Origin of the sequence: Lentzea sp. CC55 (genome assembly GCF_021056325.1) — a bacterium.
Lineage (GTDB): Bacteria > Actinomycetota > Actinomycetes > Mycobacteriales > Pseudonocardiaceae > Lentzea > Lentzea jiangxiensis.
The window spans coordinates 716,873-736,221 of sequence record NZ_JAJCXE010000056.1; the positions used below are offsets into that span (position 1 = coordinate 716,873).

The following is a 19,349-nucleotide window of genomic DNA, read 5'->3' on the forward strand; positions in this document are numbered from 1 at the left end:
GAACGGCGTGGTCGCCCGCCCTGCGCGCCGGTGATCCGTCCACGGCGGGAGACCGGGCGCTCTTCGGCGAGCAGGCCTCGTCACGTTCGTGCTCCCGCTCGGCCGGTGCCGGGCACCGCGGGACCCGAGGCATGCGGAGTGCGGAATTCACCCTCCGCGAACAGCGGCTGAACTGCGAATTGATTCTCGCTGTCCGCACGCCAGTGCGGTCACCCGATCGGGTAACGGCGGAATCCGCGGTCTGTCGCGGTGATTGCGGAAAACCGCACCGCGGTGCTCCGGATGATTGCGGAGTTCCGCAGGTTCGCCCCCACCGGGATTCCATACCGTCGAGCACGGGTCCTCCGCAGATCGCGTCGAGGAGGTGGTGAGGGGTGGTGGCGGTGTTGTCGATCAGCGCGTCGTGCACGGGTTCGCAGGCTGGGGGTGACAGCCGCCAAGTGGACGGGGACGCCGTGACCGGCAAGGCCGCCGCGGCGAAGGTGCTCGCCGTTCTGGAGGCTTTCAGCCTTTGCCAGGGCGAGGTCGGCGTCGCCGAGTTGGCACGGAAGGCGGGATTGCCGAAGTCGACGACGCATCGGATGCTGGGGTTCCTCTGCGATGAGGGCTTCGTCAGGACCGCAGCCGGGCGCTACGAGCTGACGGTCAAGGTCGCGAGGCTGTCGTCTTCCGGCACGGACGTCGACCCCGGGCTCTACGACCGCGTCCTGCCGTATCTGACGGACCTCCACGAGACGGTCAAGCACCCGGTTCTGCTGGTCGTCCGTGCGGGAGGCGTCGCGCGGGTCGTCAAGCGGGTGTGCGGCAGCAGGACGGCGGGGTTCGCGAGCCACCTCGGCGACACGCTGCCACTGCACTGCACGGCCGCGGGCAAGCTGCTGCTGGCGCACGCGGGGATCCAGGCGGAACAAGATCTCGAACTGCACCGCTACACCGACCTCACCATCACCGACAGGGCGCAGCTCCAGCGGGAACTGGTCTCGGCGCGGGCCGGCGGCATCGCGGCGGACGTCAACGAGTGGCGGCTCGGGGTGACGAGCCTGGCGGTCGCGCTGCGGGGCTGGGGAGCCGTGCCCGCCGTGATCACGGTGGTCGGTCCCTCCGTCAGGGTCGACGTGCGCGCAGTGGCTCCGCAACTGCGGCGGCTCGCGCACCACGCCACGCTGGGTCTGCGGGATTCACCGCTTCGATCCGTCGCGACGTGACGGTGCGCACGACGTCGACGCGCCCGGGCTCACAAGGCGTTCATCGGTGCGGCCGGCCCGCCGCGAGGCTTTCGTCCGGCGCGTCGTCGATCGGGTAGTCGGTGTACCCGGTCGCGCCGCCCGTGTAGAAGGTCGCCTGGTCCGGGGAGGCCTCCGGGCGATCGGCCCGCCAGCGTCGGGGCAGATCGGGGTTGGCGATCGCGGCGCGTCCGACGGCGACGGCGTCCGCCTGTCCGGTGTCGACGAGATCGGCGGCGGTCTTCCGGTCGGTGACCGACGAGAACCCGGTGTTGACGATCAGGGGTGAGCCGGAAATGCGCCGGAGGTCCTGGACCAGGGCGCTGCCGGCGTCGGGGTGGATCATGCTCACGTACGCCGGGGAGCACTGGCGGAGACCGTCGAAGAGCGCGGCGTAGGTGGCTGACACGTCCTGTCCGTCGAGCTCCAGGGCGCCTTGGACGTTGGCGCCGGGCGAGACGCGAATGCCGACGCGGTCCGCGCCGATCGCCTCGGCGACGGCCTCGGCGACCTCGACGACGAACCGCGCCCGGCGGTGCGGCGTCCCTCCGTACCCGTCGGTGCGGTGGTTCGAGGCGGGGGCGAGGAACTGCTGGAGGAGGTACCCGTTCGCGGCGTGGAGCTCGATGCCGTCGAAACCTGCGCGGCGTGCGCGCCTGGCCGCCTCGACGTGGGCCTGGACGAGCCGCGAGATGTCCCGGGAAGTGGCGGCGGTCGTGCCTTGCGCGGAGTGGTGGCCGTGGTGGTCCTCGAAGGGGATCGCGGAGGGTGCGAGCACGGTGCCGGTGCCCGTGACCTCGGGGCTGGTGACCCGGCCGGCGTGCATGAGCTGGGCGAAGATCGGTGTCCCGTGCGCGTGCACCGCGGCGGTGACGGCGGCCCACCCGTGTTCCTGTTCGTCGTCGACGAGTCCCGGCTGGTTCGGGTAGCCGCGTCCCTCCCGGCTGGGGTAGACGCCTTCGGTGACGACGAGGCCGAACCCGGCCCGCTGCGCGTAGTACTCGGCCACGAGCGGCGTCGGTGTGCCGTCGGCAGCCGCGCGGCGGCGTGTCATCGGGGACAGCACGAGCCTGTTCTCGAGCTTCACGGCTCCGAGGCCGAGGGGCTGCCACAGTCGCGAGGTGGTCGGGGTGCTCATGTCATGCCGCCTTCCGCCGCAGGGCGACGATCGTGTCGGTGACCTCCGCGCGCTGTCCGCCCGGACCGGTGGCCAGGCGGCTGCGGTTGCCGAGGATCTCGGCGTCCCACGCCGGGCCGAGGGCCAGCGCGCCCGCCACCTGCTCGGGGGTCGGGTGCGCGTGTGTGGGGTTCCAGGACCACGGGGCGCTGGAGCCGTGGTCGACGACGACCAGCGCTCCGCCGGGCTTGACCGTCGCGGCTGCCCGCCGCCAGACGTCGTCACGGCCCGGGGCGTAGAAGAAACTCCCGAAGACCAGGTCGAACGGCCCGTCCGGGAGTGGCTGCGTGGCGGCGTCCCGGCGGATCGTCCGCACCCGGTCCGAGACTTCGTGTTCCGCGGCGTGGGCGGCGATTCGGTCGAGCGCTGTTTGCGCCACGTCGAGTGCCGTCACGGTCCATCCGCGGCGTGCGAGCCAGAGCGCGTCCCCACCGTATCCGGCGCCGAGCTCCAAGGCCGTGCCCACGCCGGTGAAGAGCTTGGTGATCGTCTCGACCGTCGCCTCGTTGGGGGAGGTGCCCCACGTGGGGTCGAGTGTGCGGTAGTGCTGCTCCCAGAACTCCGCGTCGTACTTCGTCATTCGCTGTACTCGTCCTCTCGTGCTCGGCAGCGGCGCCGCCTCGTCCCCAGGTTCGGAGTCGCGCGGCGGAACCGCAAACTTTCTTGCGGTTTTCGCAAGTCGTCGGCTCCTCCGGCGGCCGCTGCCGCGAACGGCAACTAGACTTGCGAAACGTGCAAACGCCACCGGAGCCCGCGGACCAGCCGAAAGAGCTCGTCGAGAGCATGCTCGGAGCCGTGGGACCACGGCTGCGCGACTTGCGGCAGCGACGGCAGCTGAAGCTGTCCGACGTCGCGAAGGCGACGGGCCTTTCGACCAGCACGCTCTCGCGGCTCGAGTCCGGCCACCGCCGTCCCACCCTGGACGTGCTGATCCCCTGGCCCAGGTCTACCGGGTCGCCCTGGACGACGTCGTCGGCGCGCCACCCACGGGCGACCCCCGCATCCACCTGAAGCCGATCCGGCGGCACGGGCGGGTGTACCTGCCGCTGACCCGATCCGGCGCCCCCGTGCAGGCTTTCAAGGTCGTCCTCCCGCCCCGCCGGGACGGAAAACCCCCGAAGCAGTCGACCCACGGCGGGTACGAGTGGCTTTACGTGCTGAGCGGCTCGGTCGACCTCGTCGTCGGGACACAGGTCACGACCCTCGTCGAAGGCGACGCCGCCGAGTTCGACACACGGCAGCCGCACAGCATCACCGGCAGCAGCGACACCGCGTCCGAGATCCTGACGCTGTTCAGCCCTCAGGGGGAGCAGATCCACATCCGCGACGCCTGACGATCGACCCCGGCGTGCACTCGCACGCCCTGCAACGGTCCTGCGCGGAGACACCACGCACCGAGCTCGCCGATCGGCGAGCCCTTCCCCGGACGCTGCCACCCACCAGCTCCGGCATCAGCGAAGTGCCCGAGCCGATGCACGACGCGGGCGAAGTCCTATGTGGACATCATCCTGCCGGCTCCGGTCACGTTGCTGTTCCGCTCGGCGGAACGGCCGGTTGTGCCGAACGGCCGCCCTCCGGTCGTCACGGGATCGGGCGCGTGGCTGCCCCGTGCCCTTTCCGCGCCGCCGGTCACCGGCGGCGCGCCTCTCCGGTGACCGGCGAGCACGCCGCCGAAGCACAACTCGCCGTCTTCCGGGAGCTCACAGCGCGGCCTTGAAGGGGTTGGAACGCAGGGAGTTCGAGACGTTCGGCGGCGGCAGTCCCACTCGTCCGAAGGGACTTCGCGTCCGCCAGAGCGTGCGGCTGCTCTCCGTTCTGCCTGGAAGGTCTGGTCCGGAGCACGATTTTCCAGGCACGGCAATGCTTTCCGCATCAGGCGGAATGACCGGCTCGATTCCGCTGCCGTGTTCCGGTGCGCGGGACGGTTCGTTGACCAGTTCATGATCCACTTCCAGAGTGGATCACGTGGGGAAGTGTCTGCGACCCATCGAGAGCTGAGGAACCACGTGATGTCTTCCGACTTGGACCTTTCCGCCACCGCGGTCGAGAAGTGGCTCGTGGAACGCCTTTCGGAACTCACCGGCACACCTGCTCAGTTCGTCGACGTGGACGAGCGGATCAACCGCTACCTCCGCGACTCGGTGCACATGGTCCGCCTGCTGACCGATCTCGGGACCGAACTGGGCAGGACGCTGCGGCCCACGATGATGTGGGAGAACCCCACCGCCAGGTCACTCGCCCGGGCGGTGAGCGCCTCCGCGCGGCCGGAGGAGCCGAGCCCGGCTCCCGCCCCGGCCACGCGCGGCGCCCGCTCCGACGACCCCATCGCCGTCGTCGGCATGTCCTGCCGGTTCCCGGGCGCGGGCGACCTCGACGCGTACTGGTCGCTGCTGTCGAACGGGGTGGACGCCACCAGCGGCGTGCCGGCGCGGCGTTGGCACGCCGGCACAGCTCAGGTCGACGCCTCCGGGGTGGACGACCGCGCCGACAGCTGGCGTGGTGGTTTTCTCGACCAGGTCGATGGTTTCGACCCGCAGTTCTTCGGCATCTCACCGCGCGAAGCGGCCGAGATGGATCCGCAGCAGCGGCTGGCGATGGAGCTGTCGTGGGAGGCTCTCGACGACGCGGGCATAGCGCCCCACGGCCTCCGGGACACCCGGACCGGCGTCTTCTTCGGCGCCATGTGGCACGACTACGCCCAGCTGGCCGCGGGTGACCTCGCCGGGACCACGCAGCACACCGCGACAGGTCAGGACCTCAGCATCATCCACCGCCAGGATCTCCTACTTCCTGGGGCTGCGCGGACCCGCCATCACGCTGAACACCGCCTGTTCGTCCGCGCTGGTCGCCCTCCACCAGGCACGGCAGAGCCTCCTGCTCGGCGAGTCGTCGCTCGCCCTCGTCGGCGGGGTCAACCTGATCCTCGCGCTGGACAGCATGGTCGCGATGGACCGGTTCGGCGCGATGGCGCCGGACGGGCGGTGCAAGGCGTTCGACAGCAGGGCGAACGGGTACGTGCGGGGTGAGGGCGGTGGTGTGGTGGTGCTCAAACCGCTGTCTCGCGCGCTGGCCGACGGCAATCCCGTCTACTGCGTCATCCGGGGCAGCGCGATCAACAACGACGGCTTCAGCAACGGCATGACCGCACCCAGTCCGGCCGCTCAGGTGGAGGTCCTGCGAGACGCCTACGCCAACGCAGGGATCGACCCCGCGCTCGTCGACTACGTCGAGGCGCACGGCACCGGGACGATGCTCGGCGACCCGATCGAGGCGGGAGCGCTGGGCGCGGTGCTCGGGGCGGGCCGCCCGGCCGACCGCCCGCTGGTGCTCGGCTCGGCGAAGACCAACATCGGCCACCTCGAGGCGGCCGCGGGGATGGCGGGCTTCATCAAGACCGTTCTGGCGCTGTGCCACCGCTCCATCCCGCCGAGCCTGCACTTCGAGACCCCGAACCCGCACATCGACTTCGACGGCCTGCGGCTGCGGGTCGCCGCGCGGCGCACGCCGTGGCCACCGCGCGACCGTCCCGGGATCGCCGGGGTGAGCGCCTTCGGTTTCGGCGGCACCAACTGCCACGTGGTCCTGGAGGAAGCGGGCACGGGCGGGTCGCACCTGGTGCCGCTGTCGGCCCGGGACGAGGACGGGCTCCGCGCCGCGGCGGCAGAACTCCTCGAGGCGTGCGGGCAACCCGGAGCGACGATGCCGGCGCTGCGTTCCGGTGCCGTGGCCCGGGAAACCGGGGAGGGGCAGCGGCTGGCGATCACCGCGGAGGACCCCGCCGATCTGGCGAGGCGGCTCACCGCGCACCTCGACGGCCGCCCCCTGCCCGGCACGGCGACGGGCCTCGTGGAAGCGGATCGCGGCAACCCGGTGTTCCTGTTCGCCGGTCAGGGATCGCAGTGGCTCGGCATGGCGAAGGACCTGGTGCTCGAACCGGCCTTCCTGGCCGCGTTGCGGCGCTGCGACCGCGCGATGCGCTCCCACCTCGACGTGCCGGTGCTGGACGTGGTGCTCGCGGACGACCCGGCCTGGCTCGAGGACCTGCGGCTGGTGCAGCCGGCGATCTTCGCCGTGCAGGTCGCCCTCGCCGCTCTGTGGCGTTCCTGGGGAGTGCACCCCGGTGCCGTCGTGGGACAGAGCCTGGGCGAGATCGCGGCAGCCCACGTGGCGGGGTGCCTGAGCCTGGAGGACGCGGTGCGGATCGTCTGCGTCCGCAGCAGGATCGTGCACGGCGCCGCGTCCGGCTCGGGCGCGATGGCCGTGCTCGAGCTGCCGGCCGAGGAGGCGCGCCGGGTGATCGCGAGCCGCGCGGGCGAGATCTCGATCGCCGTCAGCAGCGGCCCGAACTCGACGGTGATCTCCGGAGCGGCCGACGCCGTGCGGGACCTCTCGTCCGAACTCGCGCGGTCGGGAATCACACTGCGGCCGATCCAGGTGGACTACGCGTCGCACTCACCGCAGATGGATCCGCTGCTGCCCGAGCTGCGATCGGCGCTGAGCGGCGTGCGTCCCCATCGCGGTGTCATCCCCTTCTACTCCACGGTGGTCGGCCAGGACGTGGCCGGTGACGAGCTGGACGCCGAGTACTGGTGCGACAACCTGCGCGAGCCGGTCCTCTTCGCGGAGGTGGTGCGGCTGCTCGTCGCCGAGGGGCGGCGCGACTTCATCGACGTGAACCCGCACCCGCTCCTCGTGCACAACGTGACCGAGTGCCTGGCGGAGGCCGGGCGTGAAGGTCACGTGCTGCCCTCCTCCCGGCGCGCTGAGCCGAGCCGCTCCGTGCTGCTCGACTCCCTCGGCCGCCTGTACTGCCTGGGGCAGGACGTGAACTGGTCCCGCGTGCACGCCCGGACCGGCCGCGAGTCGGCGGAACGCCCGCACGCACTGGACGGGCAGGAGCGGGAGCCGGTGGTGCTGCCGCTGTCCGCGCACACCCCGGCCGCGCTCGCCGACGCGGCCACCGCCCTCGCCGAGGTCGTGCGGACCGCCGCGGACCTCGGGGACATCGGTTACACGGCCGCCCGCCGCTCTCCACACGCGCGACGACTGGCCGTCGTGGGTGCTTCGCGGACCGAACTGGCCGATGCGCTCGAAGGAGCCGCGGAACGGCCGCTGGCCCCGACGTGGAAGAAACCGTCCATTGTGTTCGTCTTCCCCGGGCACGGCGCCGCCTGGCCGGGGATGGGCCTGGACCTCGCCGCGACGGAGCCGGTGTTCAGGGACGCGCTCGAGGACTGCGACGCGGCCATCCGGCGCATCAGCGGGTTCTCCGTCCTCGAGTACCTGCGGCGGGAGAACGGGGAAGCGGACATCCCGTTGATCGAGGAGGTGCAGCCCGCCCTGTTCGCGATGGAGGTCGCGCTGACGGCCCTGTGGAAGTCCTGGGGCGTCGAACCGGACGCGGTCGTGGGGCAGAGCATGGGGGAGATCGCCGCGGCACACGCCGCCGGCGCACTGTCCCTCGAGGACGCCGCACTCGTGATCTGCCGCCGGAGCGCACTCTTGGCGTCGATCCGCGGGCAGGGCGCGATGGCGCTGGTCGAGCTCGGCCTCGAGGAGGCGCGGACGCTCATCGGCCGGTGGGACGGCCAGGTCGAGGTCGCGGCGAGCAACAGTCCGTCCTCGACGCTGCTGGCCGGCAGTCCCGAGGCGGTCGAAGAGGTGCTGGGAGAGCTCGAGCGCACGAACGTGTTCGGGCGGCGCATGGTCGTCGACGTGGCCGGGCACAGCCGGCAGGTGGAGCCGCTGCTCGGCGCACTGCGCGCCGAGCTGCGCGGGGTCTGGCCCGCCGCGACCTCGGTGCCGTTCTGCTCCAGCGTGACCGGCGCGATGAGCGCGGGCGAAGAGCTGGGGACGTCGTACTGGCTGCGGAACCTGCGTGAACCGGTGATGCTCGGGCCGGCCGTCGCCCTGCTCGCCGAGCAGGGACACCAGGTGTTCCTGGAGATCAGCCCGCACTCCGTGCTCGGCCCGGCGATCGACGCGACGCTGCACTCGGTCGGCGCGACGGCCACCACGATCGCCAAGGCGCACAGGAAGCGGGGTGAGCGGACGGGCCTGCTGGAAGCCGTCGCGGCGCTGTACACGGCGGGGTGCGAGATCGATTGGGACCGGGTGCAGCCCGCCGGTGGCCGCACGGTTCCGCTGCCCGCCTATCCCTGGCAGCGCGAACCGTACTGGCTCGACCGGGTTCGTGGCCCTCGGCGCGACAGGACGAGCGCGATCGACGACGGTGCGCACTCGGAGCCCGAAGAAGTCGTGCCGCAGGAGGCCGCGGGGAGCATCGACGACGGTGCGGCCTTCGAGGACCGGCTGGCGAACCGGGTGGCCTGGGTGCTGCGCCTGCGGCAGGACGAGGTCCAGCGGGACGTCCAGCTGAGCAAGCTGGGCATGACCTCCTTGATGGCAATGGAACTTCGCAACCTGGTGCTGCGCGATCTGGCCGTGGAGATCCCGGTCTCACGAGTGCTGCGCGCGGACGGGGTCTCCGCGCTCGCGGCCGAGGTGCAGACGTCGGTCGGCGCCGGCCAGGCGGCTCCCGGCGCCGCGACGGTCGTGGGATCGATGGACTGGATGGAGCTGTGAACGCGATGACCTCACTGGTGGAACTGCTGGGGCGGGGCGTGCAGCTGACGCCGGCCGGAGACCGGCTGCGGCTGCGGGCCGCCGCGGGAACCCTCGATCCCGCCGAGCGGGATGCGGTGAGGGAGCACAAGTCCGAGCTCCTGGACCTGCTCGGCGGGCGCTCGGCCTGCCGGCTGACCGGTGTGCAGGACCGCATCTGGTTCCTCGGCAGGCTCGACCCGACGGGAGTGGCGTACACGTTCACCGTCACCTACCGGATCGAGGGGCCGGTCGACGCGTCGGCGCTCGCCACCGCGCTGGAGACCGTCTGGCGCCGCCACCCCGGCCTGCGGGCGACCTTCGAGGAGATCGGGGGAGTGCCGGTCCAGTTCATCGAGCCGGAGTCGACACCCGTGCTGAGGACCGCCGATCTCCTCGGCGCCACCGACGAGGAGGTCGACCGGGAGCTGCGAGCTGCCCTGATCGCGCCGTTCGACCTCGCTCGTGGGCCGTTGACGCGTTCGGTGCTCGTGCGCACCGGGGAACGGGAACACGTGTGGGGGCTGACCCTGCACCACCTGGTCGCCGACGGGTGGACCACCGGGCTCGTCGTGCGGGAGATCTCCGAGATCCTCAACGGCGAGAGCGGTGCGGTCGCGAGCCTGGACTACACCGACTACGCCGAGTGGGAGCGCACACACGCCGACAGCCCCGCCTCGGCTGAGAACCTGGACCACTGGGTGGGGGCGTTGTCGGGAAGCACTCCACTGGAACTGCCGCTGGACCACCCGCGCCCACCCCGGCGCGGCCACGCCGGCGCACGGGTCGACTTCGTCCTGCGGCCGGAGCTGACCGCCCGGCTCACGGAGTTCGGCAGGGACGAAGCGGCAACCCGGTTCGCCACGCTGCTCGCCGTGTACCTCGTGCTGCTGTGGCACTCCACCGAGCGCGAGGACATCTCGATCGGCACGCCGTACGCCAACCGGCTGGACCCCGGGTTCGAGCGGACCGCCGGGTGCTTCGTGAGCACCCTGGTGCTGCGCGTCGGCCTGTCCTCCGAGCTGAGTTTCCGCGAGCTGGTGCGCAGGACCGCCGCCGTGTGCGCCGACGCCTGGGACCACCAGAACTACTCGTACGAGAAGCTGGTGAGCGAGGTGGCCGGAAACCGGGACCTCAGCCGCAGCCCGCTGTTCCAGGCGTTCTTCGCCTTCCAGGACGCGTTCCACCCGCTGAGGCTGCCCGGCGCCACAGCCGAGCTGCGCCCGTTCGACACCGGCAGCGTCCAGTTCGACCTCGAACTGCACTTCCACCCCGACACCGACGAACGGGAACTGCTGGGGAGCTTCTACTACGACACGGCACTGTTCGAGCGGTCGACGATCGAGGCCATGGCCCGTCGCTGGCAGCACCTCGCCGCGTCGCTGATCGGCTCCCCGGACCTGCCGATCGGTGACGTCTCCCCGATGACCGAGCTGGAGCGCCGAAACCTCCGCCGGCGCAACAGCACCGCGTCGAACCACGCACGGGACACGACGGTCGACCGGCTCGTGGCGGCGTGGGCCGAGGCCGACCCCGAGCGCGTCGCCGTCCTCTGCGACGGCCGTGAGCTCGGCTACGCGGAGCTCGACCGCGCGGTGTCGGCGTTGGCCTGCCGCATCGACGCCGCGGGAGGCCGTGGCCGGCGACTCGGGATCTTCCTGGACCGCGGCCCCGAGATGGTGGTGGCGGTGCTGGCGGCGCTCCGCGCGGGCGCGGTCTTCGTCCCGCTGGCCACCGATCTGCCCGAGGAGCGGATGGCCTGGATCGTCGAGGACACCGGCATGTCCCTGGCGGTCACGCGATCGGACGTCGCCGCCCGCCTGCCTGAACGGGTCCGGCCGCTGCTCGTCGACGGGTCACCGGGCGCGACGCCGGACGGGCCGCTCGAGCCACCCGCCTCCGGCAGTCCCGCGTACGTGCTGCACACGTCCGGGTCGACGGGCCGGCCCAAGGGTGTCGAGGTGCGGCACGACAACCTGCTGAACCTGCTGCACGCGATGGCGGTGAAGCCGGGGATCCGGCAGGACGACGTGTTCCTCGCGGTGACCAGCCTGTCGTTCGACATCTCGCTGCTGGAGCTCCTGCTCCCGCTGGTCACCGGTGCGGCGGTCGTCGTCGCCACCGCGGAGGAGGCGTCGGACCCGGCTCGCCTGGCCGAACTGCTGGACACCAGCGGTGCCACCATCATGCAGGCGACGCCCTCCACGTGGCGGATGCTGTTCGACTCCGGTTGGAAGGGCCTGTCCCGGCTCACCGCGCTGTGCGGCGGGGAGGCCATGAGCCGCGACCTGGCCGACCAGCTCCTGGCCGGGTGCAAGGAGGTGTGGAACCTCTACGGTCCCACCGAGACGACGATCTGGTCCGCCCGCTGGAAGGTCGACGCGTCCGATCCGGTGCGCATCGGAGAACCGATCGAGAACACCCGGTTCTACGTCGTCAACGGACGCGGCCTGCTCGTGCCACCCGGAGTGCCGGGCGAGCTGTGCATCGCGGGCGAGGGCGTCGCGAACGGCTACCTGAACCGGCCGGAGGAGACCGAACGGCGATTCGCGGACCTGGCGGAGGTGCCCGAGCGCGTCTACCGCACCGGTGACCTGGTCCGCGAGCTGGCGGACGGCACCCTGACCTTCCTGGGCAGGACGGACCAGCAGCTCAAGGTGCGCGGTCACCGCGTCGAGGCCGCCGAGGTCGAACACGCGCTGCGCCGGCACCCCGCCGTCGTCGACGCCGCGGTCACCCTGACAGCGGACGGGGTGCTCGTCGCCCACCTGGCCGCGCACGACGGCGACACCGTCTCCGCGGAACAGCTCAGAGAACTGCTCGCTCCCGTCCTCCCGGCTTACATGGTGCCGCAGCGCTTCGTAGCGCACACGGCGCTTCCGATGACTTCCAACGGGAAGATCGACCGCACGGCGCTTTCGTCGATGGTCCCGGAGTCGGCTCCGGCCGCCACCGCGTACGAACCGCCCGTCGGCGAAACCGAGACCGTCGTCGCGGAGATCTACGGCGACCTCCTCGGCCGGACCGGCGTCGGCAGGCACGACGGCTTCTTCGACCTGGGCGGGCACTCCCTGCTGGCCACGAGGGCGCTGTTCCAGGTCGAGGAGCGCTTCGGCGTGCGCGTGGAGCTGCAGAACCGCTTCGCGCACCCCACGGTGTCGGCGCTCGCCGCACGGATCGACGACGACCTCACCCGCGGTGTGGGGGACGACCTCGCCATCAGCGCCGCCCTCGACCAGCTCGAGTCGATGTCGGACGAGGAAGTCGCCCGCCTGCTCGGCGACCTCAACTGACGAACCACCGAACCAGGAGACAGTGTGAACACGACCGACCGGCTCCAGCAGCTGTCCGACACCAAGCGACTGGCGCTGTTGCGGCTGCTGGAGAACAAGAACATCGGGAACGACCGGCTGCTCACCCTGGAGGGGTCGAACGTCAAGGTGCTGCGGGAGGGCGCCCCGATCCTGTTCCTCTACCCGGCCACGGACGGCAGCGTGAGCTACATGAACAACTACCTGCCGCACATCCCCGAGGCGTGGGGCGTGTACGCCCTGCAGACCCCCGGCATGGACGGTGAGCAGTCGCCCTACCGCACGGTCGAGGAGCTGGCCGCCCACGGCATCCGCCAGATGCGCCGCGTCCAGCCGGAGGGCCCTTACTACGTCGCGGGGAACTGCATGGGCGGACTGCCCGCGTACGAGACGGCCCGCCAGCTCCACGAACAGGGCGAGCGGACCGGCCTCGTCCTGCACCTGATGCCGAACTTCAACCGCCCCTGGAAGGAGCTGCCGGTCGACAGCGCCTCGTTGCAGCAGCGGGCGATCATGGACTACGTCTACATCATCGAACGCCTGCTGGCCGTGCGGATCGACCTGCCGTGGGACGAGTTGAACGAGCTCGACGAAGAAGCACAGGTCGAGTTCGTCGTCCGCTACGTCGACGAGCACGATCTGCTGTCCGGAATGGACCTCGACGTCTTCCGCAACCGGATGGCCATCTACAAGGCGAACCTCTCGGCGATGCTCACCTACGACCCCCCGACCGGCTTCGACGGCAGCATCACGATCCTCGCCGTCGGCGAGGCCAGCCGGCAGGAGACCGCGATCCACGCGATGTCGCCTTACGCCGCACCCCTGCGGTCGATCCACCGCGACCAGATCAACACCATCTTCGTGGACGCCGACGGCGGCGCGCTGTTCGACGGCGCGGAGCCGGACATCGGCAAGATCGGCCGCGAACTGCGCGAGATCGTCTCCGCGGCGGGCGAAGGCACCCCGGCGTGACCGCCGAGGAACAGGACCGGTATCCGCACCTGTTCTCCCCGCTGGAGGTGGGCGGCGCGCGTTTGAAGAACCGGATCGTGTTCCCGGCGATCATGAACAACTACGCGCGTCGGGGACTGGTGACCGATCGCACGGTCACCTTCTACGCCGAGCGCGCCGCCGGTGGTGCGGCGATGGTGGTCTCCGAGGCGCTGTTCGTCCACCCGAGCTCGGTGCCCCCGCAGACGGGTCTCGCGGCGTACGAACCCGCCAACGCCGCGGGGTTCGAGCGCCTCGCGGCCGCGGTCGAGGAACACGACTGCCGGATGGTCGGTCAGCTCCTGCACTCGGGCAGGCAGCAGGTGCGAGGTCCGGTGTCGAACAGCTCGATCGGGGTGTCGCCCCTGCCGGACCCGTACAGCTGGACGGTTCCGCACGTGATGTCCACGTCGGAGGTCCGGATGATCGCCGAGTCGTTCGTGGCTTCCGCCGCTGTCCTGCAGCGCGCGGGGTTCTCCGGCGTCGAGGTGCACGCGGCGCACGGTCACCTGATCACGCAGTTCCTGTCGCCGTGGTCGAACACCAGGCAGGACGAGTACGGCGGCGACCTGGACGGGCGGACCAGGTTCCTGCGCGAGGTCCTGGCCGGCATCCGATCGGTGTGCGGGCCGGATTTCCTGCTGGGCTTGAAGATGCCGGGCGACGAGCTGGTGCGGGGAGGCATCACCGCGGAGGAGTCGGCCCGCATCGCGAACCGGGTGAGCCGGGAGACTCCACCGGACTACCTCGCGTTCGGCCAGGGCAACTCCTCGCTCAGCTTCGGCGACCACGTGCCCGACATGCACTACCCGCCCGGCCCGTACCTCGGGATCCAGCGCGACCTCAGAGCGGCGGTGACCCTCCCGGTCCTGGCGTTCGGCCGCGTCACCTCCGCTGCCGAAGCGGAAGCCGTCGTCCGGGACGGGATCGGTGACCTGGTCGGCCTGGGACGCCTCCTGGTGGCCGATCCCGGCTTCCCGGCCAAGGTGCGGGCGGGCCGCGAGCAAGAGGTGCGGCCGTGCCTCTACTGCAACGTGTGCTGGGGAGAGGTCACCAGTGGCCGCACGATCGCCTGCGTGGTCAACCCCGACCTCGGCACCGGTGGTGAAGCCGCTCGCCGGGTCCGCGGGGCGTCCAGGAAACGCGAGGTCACCGTGGTCGGCGCCGGGGTGGCGGGCCTTCAGGCCGCCGCGGCGGCGGCCGGGCACGGGCACCGGGTGACCTTGCTGGCCGGCCCGCACCTCGGCGGCAAGGCGAGGGTGGAGTCGCTGTTGCCGGGACGCGCCGACGTCGCCGCCACCCTGGAGCACCAGCGGTGGATGGTGGAGCGCAACGGCGTGCGCGTCGAGCAGGGTGCGCGCGTGACGGAGGAGATGGTCCTCGCGACCGGTCCCGACGTCGTCGTCATGGCCACCGGGGCGCAGATGATGCGACCGCCCACCCTGGACGTCCACGGCGAGGACGGCGTCAGCGTGCGGGACTACCTGCTCCGCGACGACAGCGGAGCGGGCGACGGCACAGCGGTGCTGTTCGACTTCGACCACTCGGCCGGGACCTACGCGGTCGCCGACCTCCTGGCGCGGCGCTACCGCCAGGTGGTGCTCATGACGCCCAGGACGTCCCTGGGCGACGCGGTGCCGTACGTGAGCCGCCTGGGCGTCCACCGGAGACTGCACGAGGCGGGCGTGCGCATCGAGTTGTCGACCGAACCGCTGCTGTACGAGGACCACGTGCTGCGCTGCGCGAACGTCTTCACCGGGCGGCTCACCGAGATCGAGGACGTGGCCCTGTTCACCTGGTCGACCCCCCGCCAGCCGGTCGACGAGCTGTCGGGTCCGTTGTCGGCGAGCGGAGTGCCCGTCCACGTCATCGGGGACGCGTACGCGCCGGGAACCATGCTCACGTCGATCCGGGAGGCCGAGATGCTCGGCAGGCGGCTGTGAGGGCACCTCAGCGGCCGTTCCCCCTGAGCTTCCGGTTCACCCAGTCAAATCCGTGGAGATGAGATGTTGAACAGCAGCACGGGCCGTTGCCCCGTGCAGGGGCGATTCGATCCGCTGGCTCCCGGCTACATCGCCGACCCGTACCCGGCGCTCGCCACCCTGCGCGAGGAAGCCCCGGTCTTCTACGAGCCGCGGCTCGACATGTGGCCGGTCACCCGGCACGAGGACGTCAAGCGGATCCTCACCGATCACGAGAGCTTCTCCGGTGCGATCACCCAGACCCCGTTCTACCCGCTCGCGGAGGAGGCGAAGGAGATCCTCGACGCCGGGTTCCACGCGACCCCGACCGTCTCCAACTGCGACCCGCCCAAGCACACCAGGGTCCGCGCCTTCAACGTCAAGGCGTTCTCCGCCAGGAGGGTCGCGGGGCTCGAACCGGTCATCCGCGCCTACACCACCGAACTGCTCGACGGTGTCGCCTCGAGGTCGCGGTTCGACCTGGTGCGGGAGTTGACGGCACCCCTGCCCGCCAAGATCGTGTTCAGCCTGATCGGCTTCCCCGAGTCGGACTCGGAAGCGCTCAAGGCGCTCGCCCTCAACCGCATGGCCTTCACCTGGGGCCGGTCCACGAAGGACGAACAGGTCAGGATCGCGGGGAGGATGGTCGAGTACTGGCGGTACTGCACGGACTTCGTCGCCGCGCGCAAGGAGGACCTGCGGGACGACTTCACCAGCGACCTGCTCCGCTCGCACCTCGCGGATCCCGCCGCGCTGTCGGTCGAGGAGATCGTCAACGTCATCCACGCGGTGAGCTTCGCCGGCCACGAGACCACGACCAACGCGTCGTCGAGCACGCTGCAACGGCTGCTCACGCACCGGGAGCAGTGGGAGGAGATCTGCGCCGACCCCGCGCTGATCCCGAACGCGGTCGAGGAAGGGCTGCGCTTCGACCCGAGCCTGCACACCTGGCGCAAGATCACCACCAGGGAGGTCGACATCGGCGGGGTCACCGTCCCGGCGGGGGCCAAACTGCTGCTCCTCATCGGTTCCGCGAACCACGACCCGGCGCGGTTCGCCGACCCGGACCAGTTCGACGTCCACCGGTCCAACTCCCAGCAGCACCTGACCTTCGGCAGGGGAATCCACGCCTGCTTCGGCGCTCCGCTGGCCCGGCTGGAGATGCGGGTCATGCTGGAGGAACTCACGGCACGCCTGCCCCACCTCCGGCTCGCGGCCGACGAAGTCGTGCGGTACCACGAAAACGCGTGCTTCCGCGGCCCCGTGCGGCTGTGGGTGGACAACGCTTTCCCCGCCTGAGCCACCACTGCGCACGACCGGATCCGCGCGCCCCGCAACCGGAACCAACCCGATCAAGGAGAACTGCACTGAGGTATTGGGAGCGTCACGTCGCATCGCCGGCCGATCCTCTTCGCGTGGCCGCCACGCTCGCGGCGAGATCGGCCGAGGACAACGTGCTCTACGAGAACCAGGGATCGATCTGCTGGGGTGAGGGCGCCTACGCGACCGTGACCACGCGGGCGGACGAACCGCTGTCGGCGATCGCCACCCGGCTCGCAGAGGTCGACGTCGAGAACTGGCGCGCTTACGGCTGGGCCACCTTCGAGCTGTCCTACGCGTTGCACGGACTGGACGACGCGCCGGCGGCCGACATGGTCACCTTGATGATCCCGCGGCGCGAAGTGCGCTTCGAGAACCGCACGGTCCTCCTGCGCGCGCTCACCGCGGCGGACCTGGACGCGCTGGAGTCGCGGCTCGCGGATGCCGTGCTGAACGGCGGGATCGAACCGGCGGAGGCGCGTGTCGAGGTCGACGTCGACGACCACGACGCGGAGGGCTACCGGGCGGCGGTCGCGTCGGGCATCGCGGAGATCCGCTCCGGCGTGCTGGACAAGGTGATCCTCTCCCGTGTGGTGCCGGTGCCGGAGGACGTCGACATGCCCACGACGTACCTCACCGGCCGGCTCGCCAACAGCCCGGCGCGATCGTTCCTCCTTCGCCTGCGGGGCTGGGAGGTGCTCGGGTTCAGCCCGGAGATCGTGATCAGCGTGAGCTCCGGGGGTGAGGTGGTCACGCAGCCGCTGGCCGGCACGCGCGCCTTCCTCGGCGATCACGAAGCCGACCAGGAACGGCGTGACGAGCTCTACCGCGACGCCAAGGAGGTGTTCGAACACGCGATCTCGGTGCGGCTGGCGGTGACCGAACTGTCGACCGTGTGCACGCCGTCGACCGTCCGCGTCGAGGAGTTCATGAGCGTCAAGGAACGCGGCAGCGTGCAGCACCTCGCCTCCCAGCTCTCGGGTTCACTCGCACCGGACCGCACCGGCTGGGACGCGTTCGCCGCTCTCTTCCCGGCGGTCACGGCGTCCGGCATCCCCAAGGCACCCGCCTGCGAGCTGATCCGGCGCGCCGAGACGCAGCCGCGCGGGCTCTACAGCGGCGCCGTGCTGACCGTCGAACCGGACGGCGCCATCGACGCGGCTCTCGTCCTCCGCAGCGTGTTCCGCCGTGACGGCGACACCTGGTTGCGGGCAGGCGCGGGCATCGTCGCCCAGTCCACTCCGGAACGGGAACTGGAGGAGACCCGGGAGAAGCTGCGCAGCGTGTCGCGCTTCCTCGTGCCCGTGCGGCAGGTCGCTTTGACGGACTGATCGGCGGGGCCGGAAACGGCCCCGCCTGGTCGTTCAGGTCCCTTCCCCGGCCGGGAGACCGCGTTCCGCACCGTGGAACTCAGCGATCTGGGTCACACCAGGTTTGGACTAGATTCCTGCTGTCGTTCAGGAAAGCCAGCGGGGGACTTCACCAGGAGTGACCATGAGCGTTCAGGAGCAGTTGCGCGGTGGCGCACCGGATCTCGACGACTTCCCCACGCTGTGCAGCGTTCCACTGCGTCCGGACTGGTTCGACGACGAGGAGGAGAACCCGGCAGCGGGCGTCGTCCGGGGCACGGACTGATCGGCAGGAAATCGTCTGTGTCGCAGTTGGACCGTGACCGCACCTCCGGGAATTGTCGGCGGACGACTCGTGGAGTGGTGCACGCGGCTGTTCTGTGAACTACCGAGAGGCATCCCGTGAACATCGCACTCGTGACCTCCAGCGCCTTTCCCGGCAGCGACTGGTCGGATCGCGACACCCCCGTCCTGCGAGCCTGCCTGGAGGAACAGGGCTGCACGACGCAGATCCTCGCCTGGGACGACTCCGACGGTGTCGACTGGACCGCGTTCGACGTGGTCGCCGTGCAGTCGCCGTGGAGCATGTGGCTCAAGCTGGCGCAGTTCCGGAACTGGGTGGACTCCCTGCACCGGCAGGGAGTGCGGTTGGCGAATCCGCACGCCGTCATCGTGAGCGGTATGAGCAAGGAATACCTTCCCGAGGTCGAGCGGCACGGTGCCAGGACGATCCCGACCACGGTGGTCCGGCCGGGGGAGCGAATCGGTGCTGTGGCGGTGGAAGCGCTCGCGAACGCCGAACGTGAGTTCGGAGAGGCCGCAGTCGTCGTCAAGCCCGTCTCGTCGGGAGGCACGCTCGGCGCCGCCCGGGTCACCGAAGAACAGGACCTGGTCGACAGGCTCGCGGCCTTCGGGGAAGCCGGCGTGACCGCGTGCGTCCAGCCCTACGTCTCCACGATCGATTCGCTGGGGGAAAGCGGGATCATCATGATCGACGGGGAGGTCTCCCACGCGATCACCAAGGACGCCATCCTCGCGCCGGGCCGGGTCGGAACGCAGTTCCACCCGAACGCCCGTGCCGGCCACGTCGACCACGGCGACGACCTCGCCGACATCCACACCGCGTACGACGCCTACCTGAAGACCGTTCCGGTCCACCCGGTGTCGGTACGACTCGACTTCCTCCGCCACCCCGTCACCGGCAGGCTGCTGCTGCTGGAGATCGAATCGGTGGCACCTGTGAAGTTCTTCCACCTCCACCCGGAGGCGGCGGCGCGCTACGCCCGGTCCTTGATCGCCGTGGCGGCCGGGAGCGACCTGATCCGGTCTTGACCCGGTGATGACCTCGCGAGACCCGCTTCCAGGTCAGCCGGGGCACGACAGACCTCCGCTCACCGGCACCGACAGCGCAACGG

At 70.8% G+C, this 19,349-nt stretch carries 13 protein-coding genes and 1 pseudogene; 12 read left to right on the forward strand and 2 right to left on the reverse strand.

Translation table 11 applies throughout. The annotated features are described in order from the left end of the window. Positions 1-374 precede the first annotated feature (374 nt). Positions 375-1,205 (forward strand): IclR family transcriptional regulator, encoded by an 831-nt coding sequence (locus L6E10_RS38105; RefSeq protein WP_236225020.1) that lies wholly within the window; start codon positions 375-377, stop codon positions 1,203-1,205. A gap of 40 nt (positions 1,206-1,245) precedes the next feature. Here the strand turns inward: L6E10_RS38105 and L6E10_RS38110 are convergent, their stop codons facing one another. Both L6E10_RS38110 and L6E10_RS38115 read right to left on the reverse strand, forming a co-directional pair. Beyond that, complete coding sequence (locus L6E10_RS38110) at positions 1,246-2,361, reverse strand: alkene reductase (protein ID WP_236225021.1); 1,116 nt, start codon at positions 2,359-2,361, stop codon at positions 1,246-1,248. Between the two features lies 1 nt (position 2,362). Then, positions 2,363-2,980 (reverse strand): bifunctional 2-polyprenyl-6-hydroxyphenol methylase/3-demethylubiquinol 3-O-methyltransferase UbiG, encoded by a 618-nt coding sequence (locus L6E10_RS38115; protein WP_236225022.1) that lies wholly within the window; start codon positions 2,978-2,980, stop codon positions 2,363-2,365. Positions 2,981-3,132: 152 nt separating this feature from the next. On the opposite strand from L6E10_RS38115, the gene L6E10_RS41095 reads away from it, so the two are divergent. The 11 genes and pseudogenes from L6E10_RS41095 to L6E10_RS38165 all read left to right on the forward strand — a co-directional run bounded on the left by L6E10_RS41095 (position 3,133) and on the right by L6E10_RS38165 (position 19,266). Then, positions 3,133-3,411: a helix-turn-helix transcriptional regulator gene (locus L6E10_RS41095; RefSeq protein ID WP_308102966.1), complete on the forward strand. Its 279-nt coding sequence runs from the start codon at positions 3,133-3,135 to the stop codon at positions 3,409-3,411. 23 nt (positions 3,412-3,434) lie between these two features. After that, entirely contained in the window at positions 3,435-3,734 is a 300-nt protein-coding gene (locus tag L6E10_RS41100; RefSeq protein WP_308102967.1) for a cupin domain-containing protein, read from the forward strand. Positions 3,735-4,409: 675 nt separating this feature from the next. Then, a pseudogene (locus tag L6E10_RS38125) lies at positions 4,410-5,066 on the forward strand (beta-ketoacyl synthase N-terminal-like domain-containing protein); the annotation flags it as partial. Positions 5,067-5,112: 46 nt separating this feature from the next. Beyond that, positions 5,113-8,985, forward strand: coding sequence for an acyltransferase domain-containing protein (locus L6E10_RS38130; RefSeq protein WP_308102968.1), 3,873 nt, complete (start codon positions 5,113-5,115; stop codon positions 8,983-8,985). A 5-nt stretch (positions 8,986-8,990) separates the two neighbouring features. Further along, on the forward strand, positions 8,991-12,296 hold the full coding sequence (locus L6E10_RS38135) for an amino acid adenylation domain-containing protein (RefSeq protein WP_236225023.1): 3,306 nt from the start codon (positions 8,991-8,993) through the stop codon (positions 12,294-12,296). A gap of 24 nt (positions 12,297-12,320) precedes the next feature. Further along, a complete protein-coding gene (locus L6E10_RS38140; RefSeq protein WP_236225024.1) occupies positions 12,321-13,286 on the forward strand; it encodes a thioesterase domain-containing protein in 966 nt (321 codons plus the stop codon). Beyond that, a complete protein-coding gene (locus tag L6E10_RS38145) occupies positions 13,283-15,247 on the forward strand; it encodes an FAD-dependent oxidoreductase (RefSeq protein ID WP_236225025.1) in 1,965 nt (654 codons plus the stop codon). Before L6E10_RS38140 ends, L6E10_RS38145 begins: the two co-directional genes overlap by 4 nt. 63 nt (positions 15,248-15,310) lie before the next feature. Next, the gene (locus tag L6E10_RS38150; RefSeq protein WP_236225026.1) at positions 15,311-16,564 is read left to right on the forward strand and encodes a cytochrome P450; all 1,254 of its coding nucleotides are present in this window, start codon (positions 15,311-15,313) and stop codon (positions 16,562-16,564) included. 116 nt (positions 16,565-16,680) lie between these two features. Further along, on the forward strand, positions 16,681-17,916 hold the full coding sequence (locus tag L6E10_RS38155; protein ID WP_236225027.1) for a salicylate synthase: 1,236 nt from the start codon (positions 16,681-16,683) through the stop codon (positions 17,914-17,916). A gap of 163 nt (positions 17,917-18,079) precedes the next feature. After that, positions 18,080-18,220, forward strand: coding sequence for a hypothetical protein (locus tag L6E10_RS38160; RefSeq protein ID WP_176959729.1), 141 nt, complete (start codon positions 18,080-18,082; stop codon positions 18,218-18,220). A 131-nt stretch (positions 18,221-18,351) separates the two neighbouring features. Continuing rightward, entirely contained in the window at positions 18,352-19,266 is a 915-nt protein-coding gene (locus tag L6E10_RS38165; protein ID WP_236225028.1) for a hypothetical protein, read from the forward strand. Positions 19,267-19,349: the final 83 nt, after the last annotated feature.

Coding starts and splice junctions, on each gene's coding strand:
- L6E10_RS38150 (WP_236225026.1), top strand. CDS start 15,311: ATGTTGAACAGCAGCACGGGCCGTTGCCCCGTGCAGGGGCGATTCGAT.
- L6E10_RS38135 (WP_236225023.1), top strand. CDS start 8,991: ATGACCTCACTGGTGGAACTGCTGGGGCGGGGCGTGCAGCTGACGCCG.
- L6E10_RS38160 (WP_176959729.1), top strand. CDS start 18,080: ATGAGCGTTCAGGAGCAGTTGCGCGGTGGCGCACCGGATCTCGACGAC.
- L6E10_RS38115 (WP_236225022.1), bottom strand. CDS start 2,980: ATGACGAAGTACGACGCGGAGTTCTGGGAGCAGCACTACCGCACACTC.
- L6E10_RS38110 (WP_236225021.1), bottom strand. CDS start 2,361: ATGAGCACCCCGACCACCTCGCGACTGTGGCAGCCCCTCGGCCTCGGA.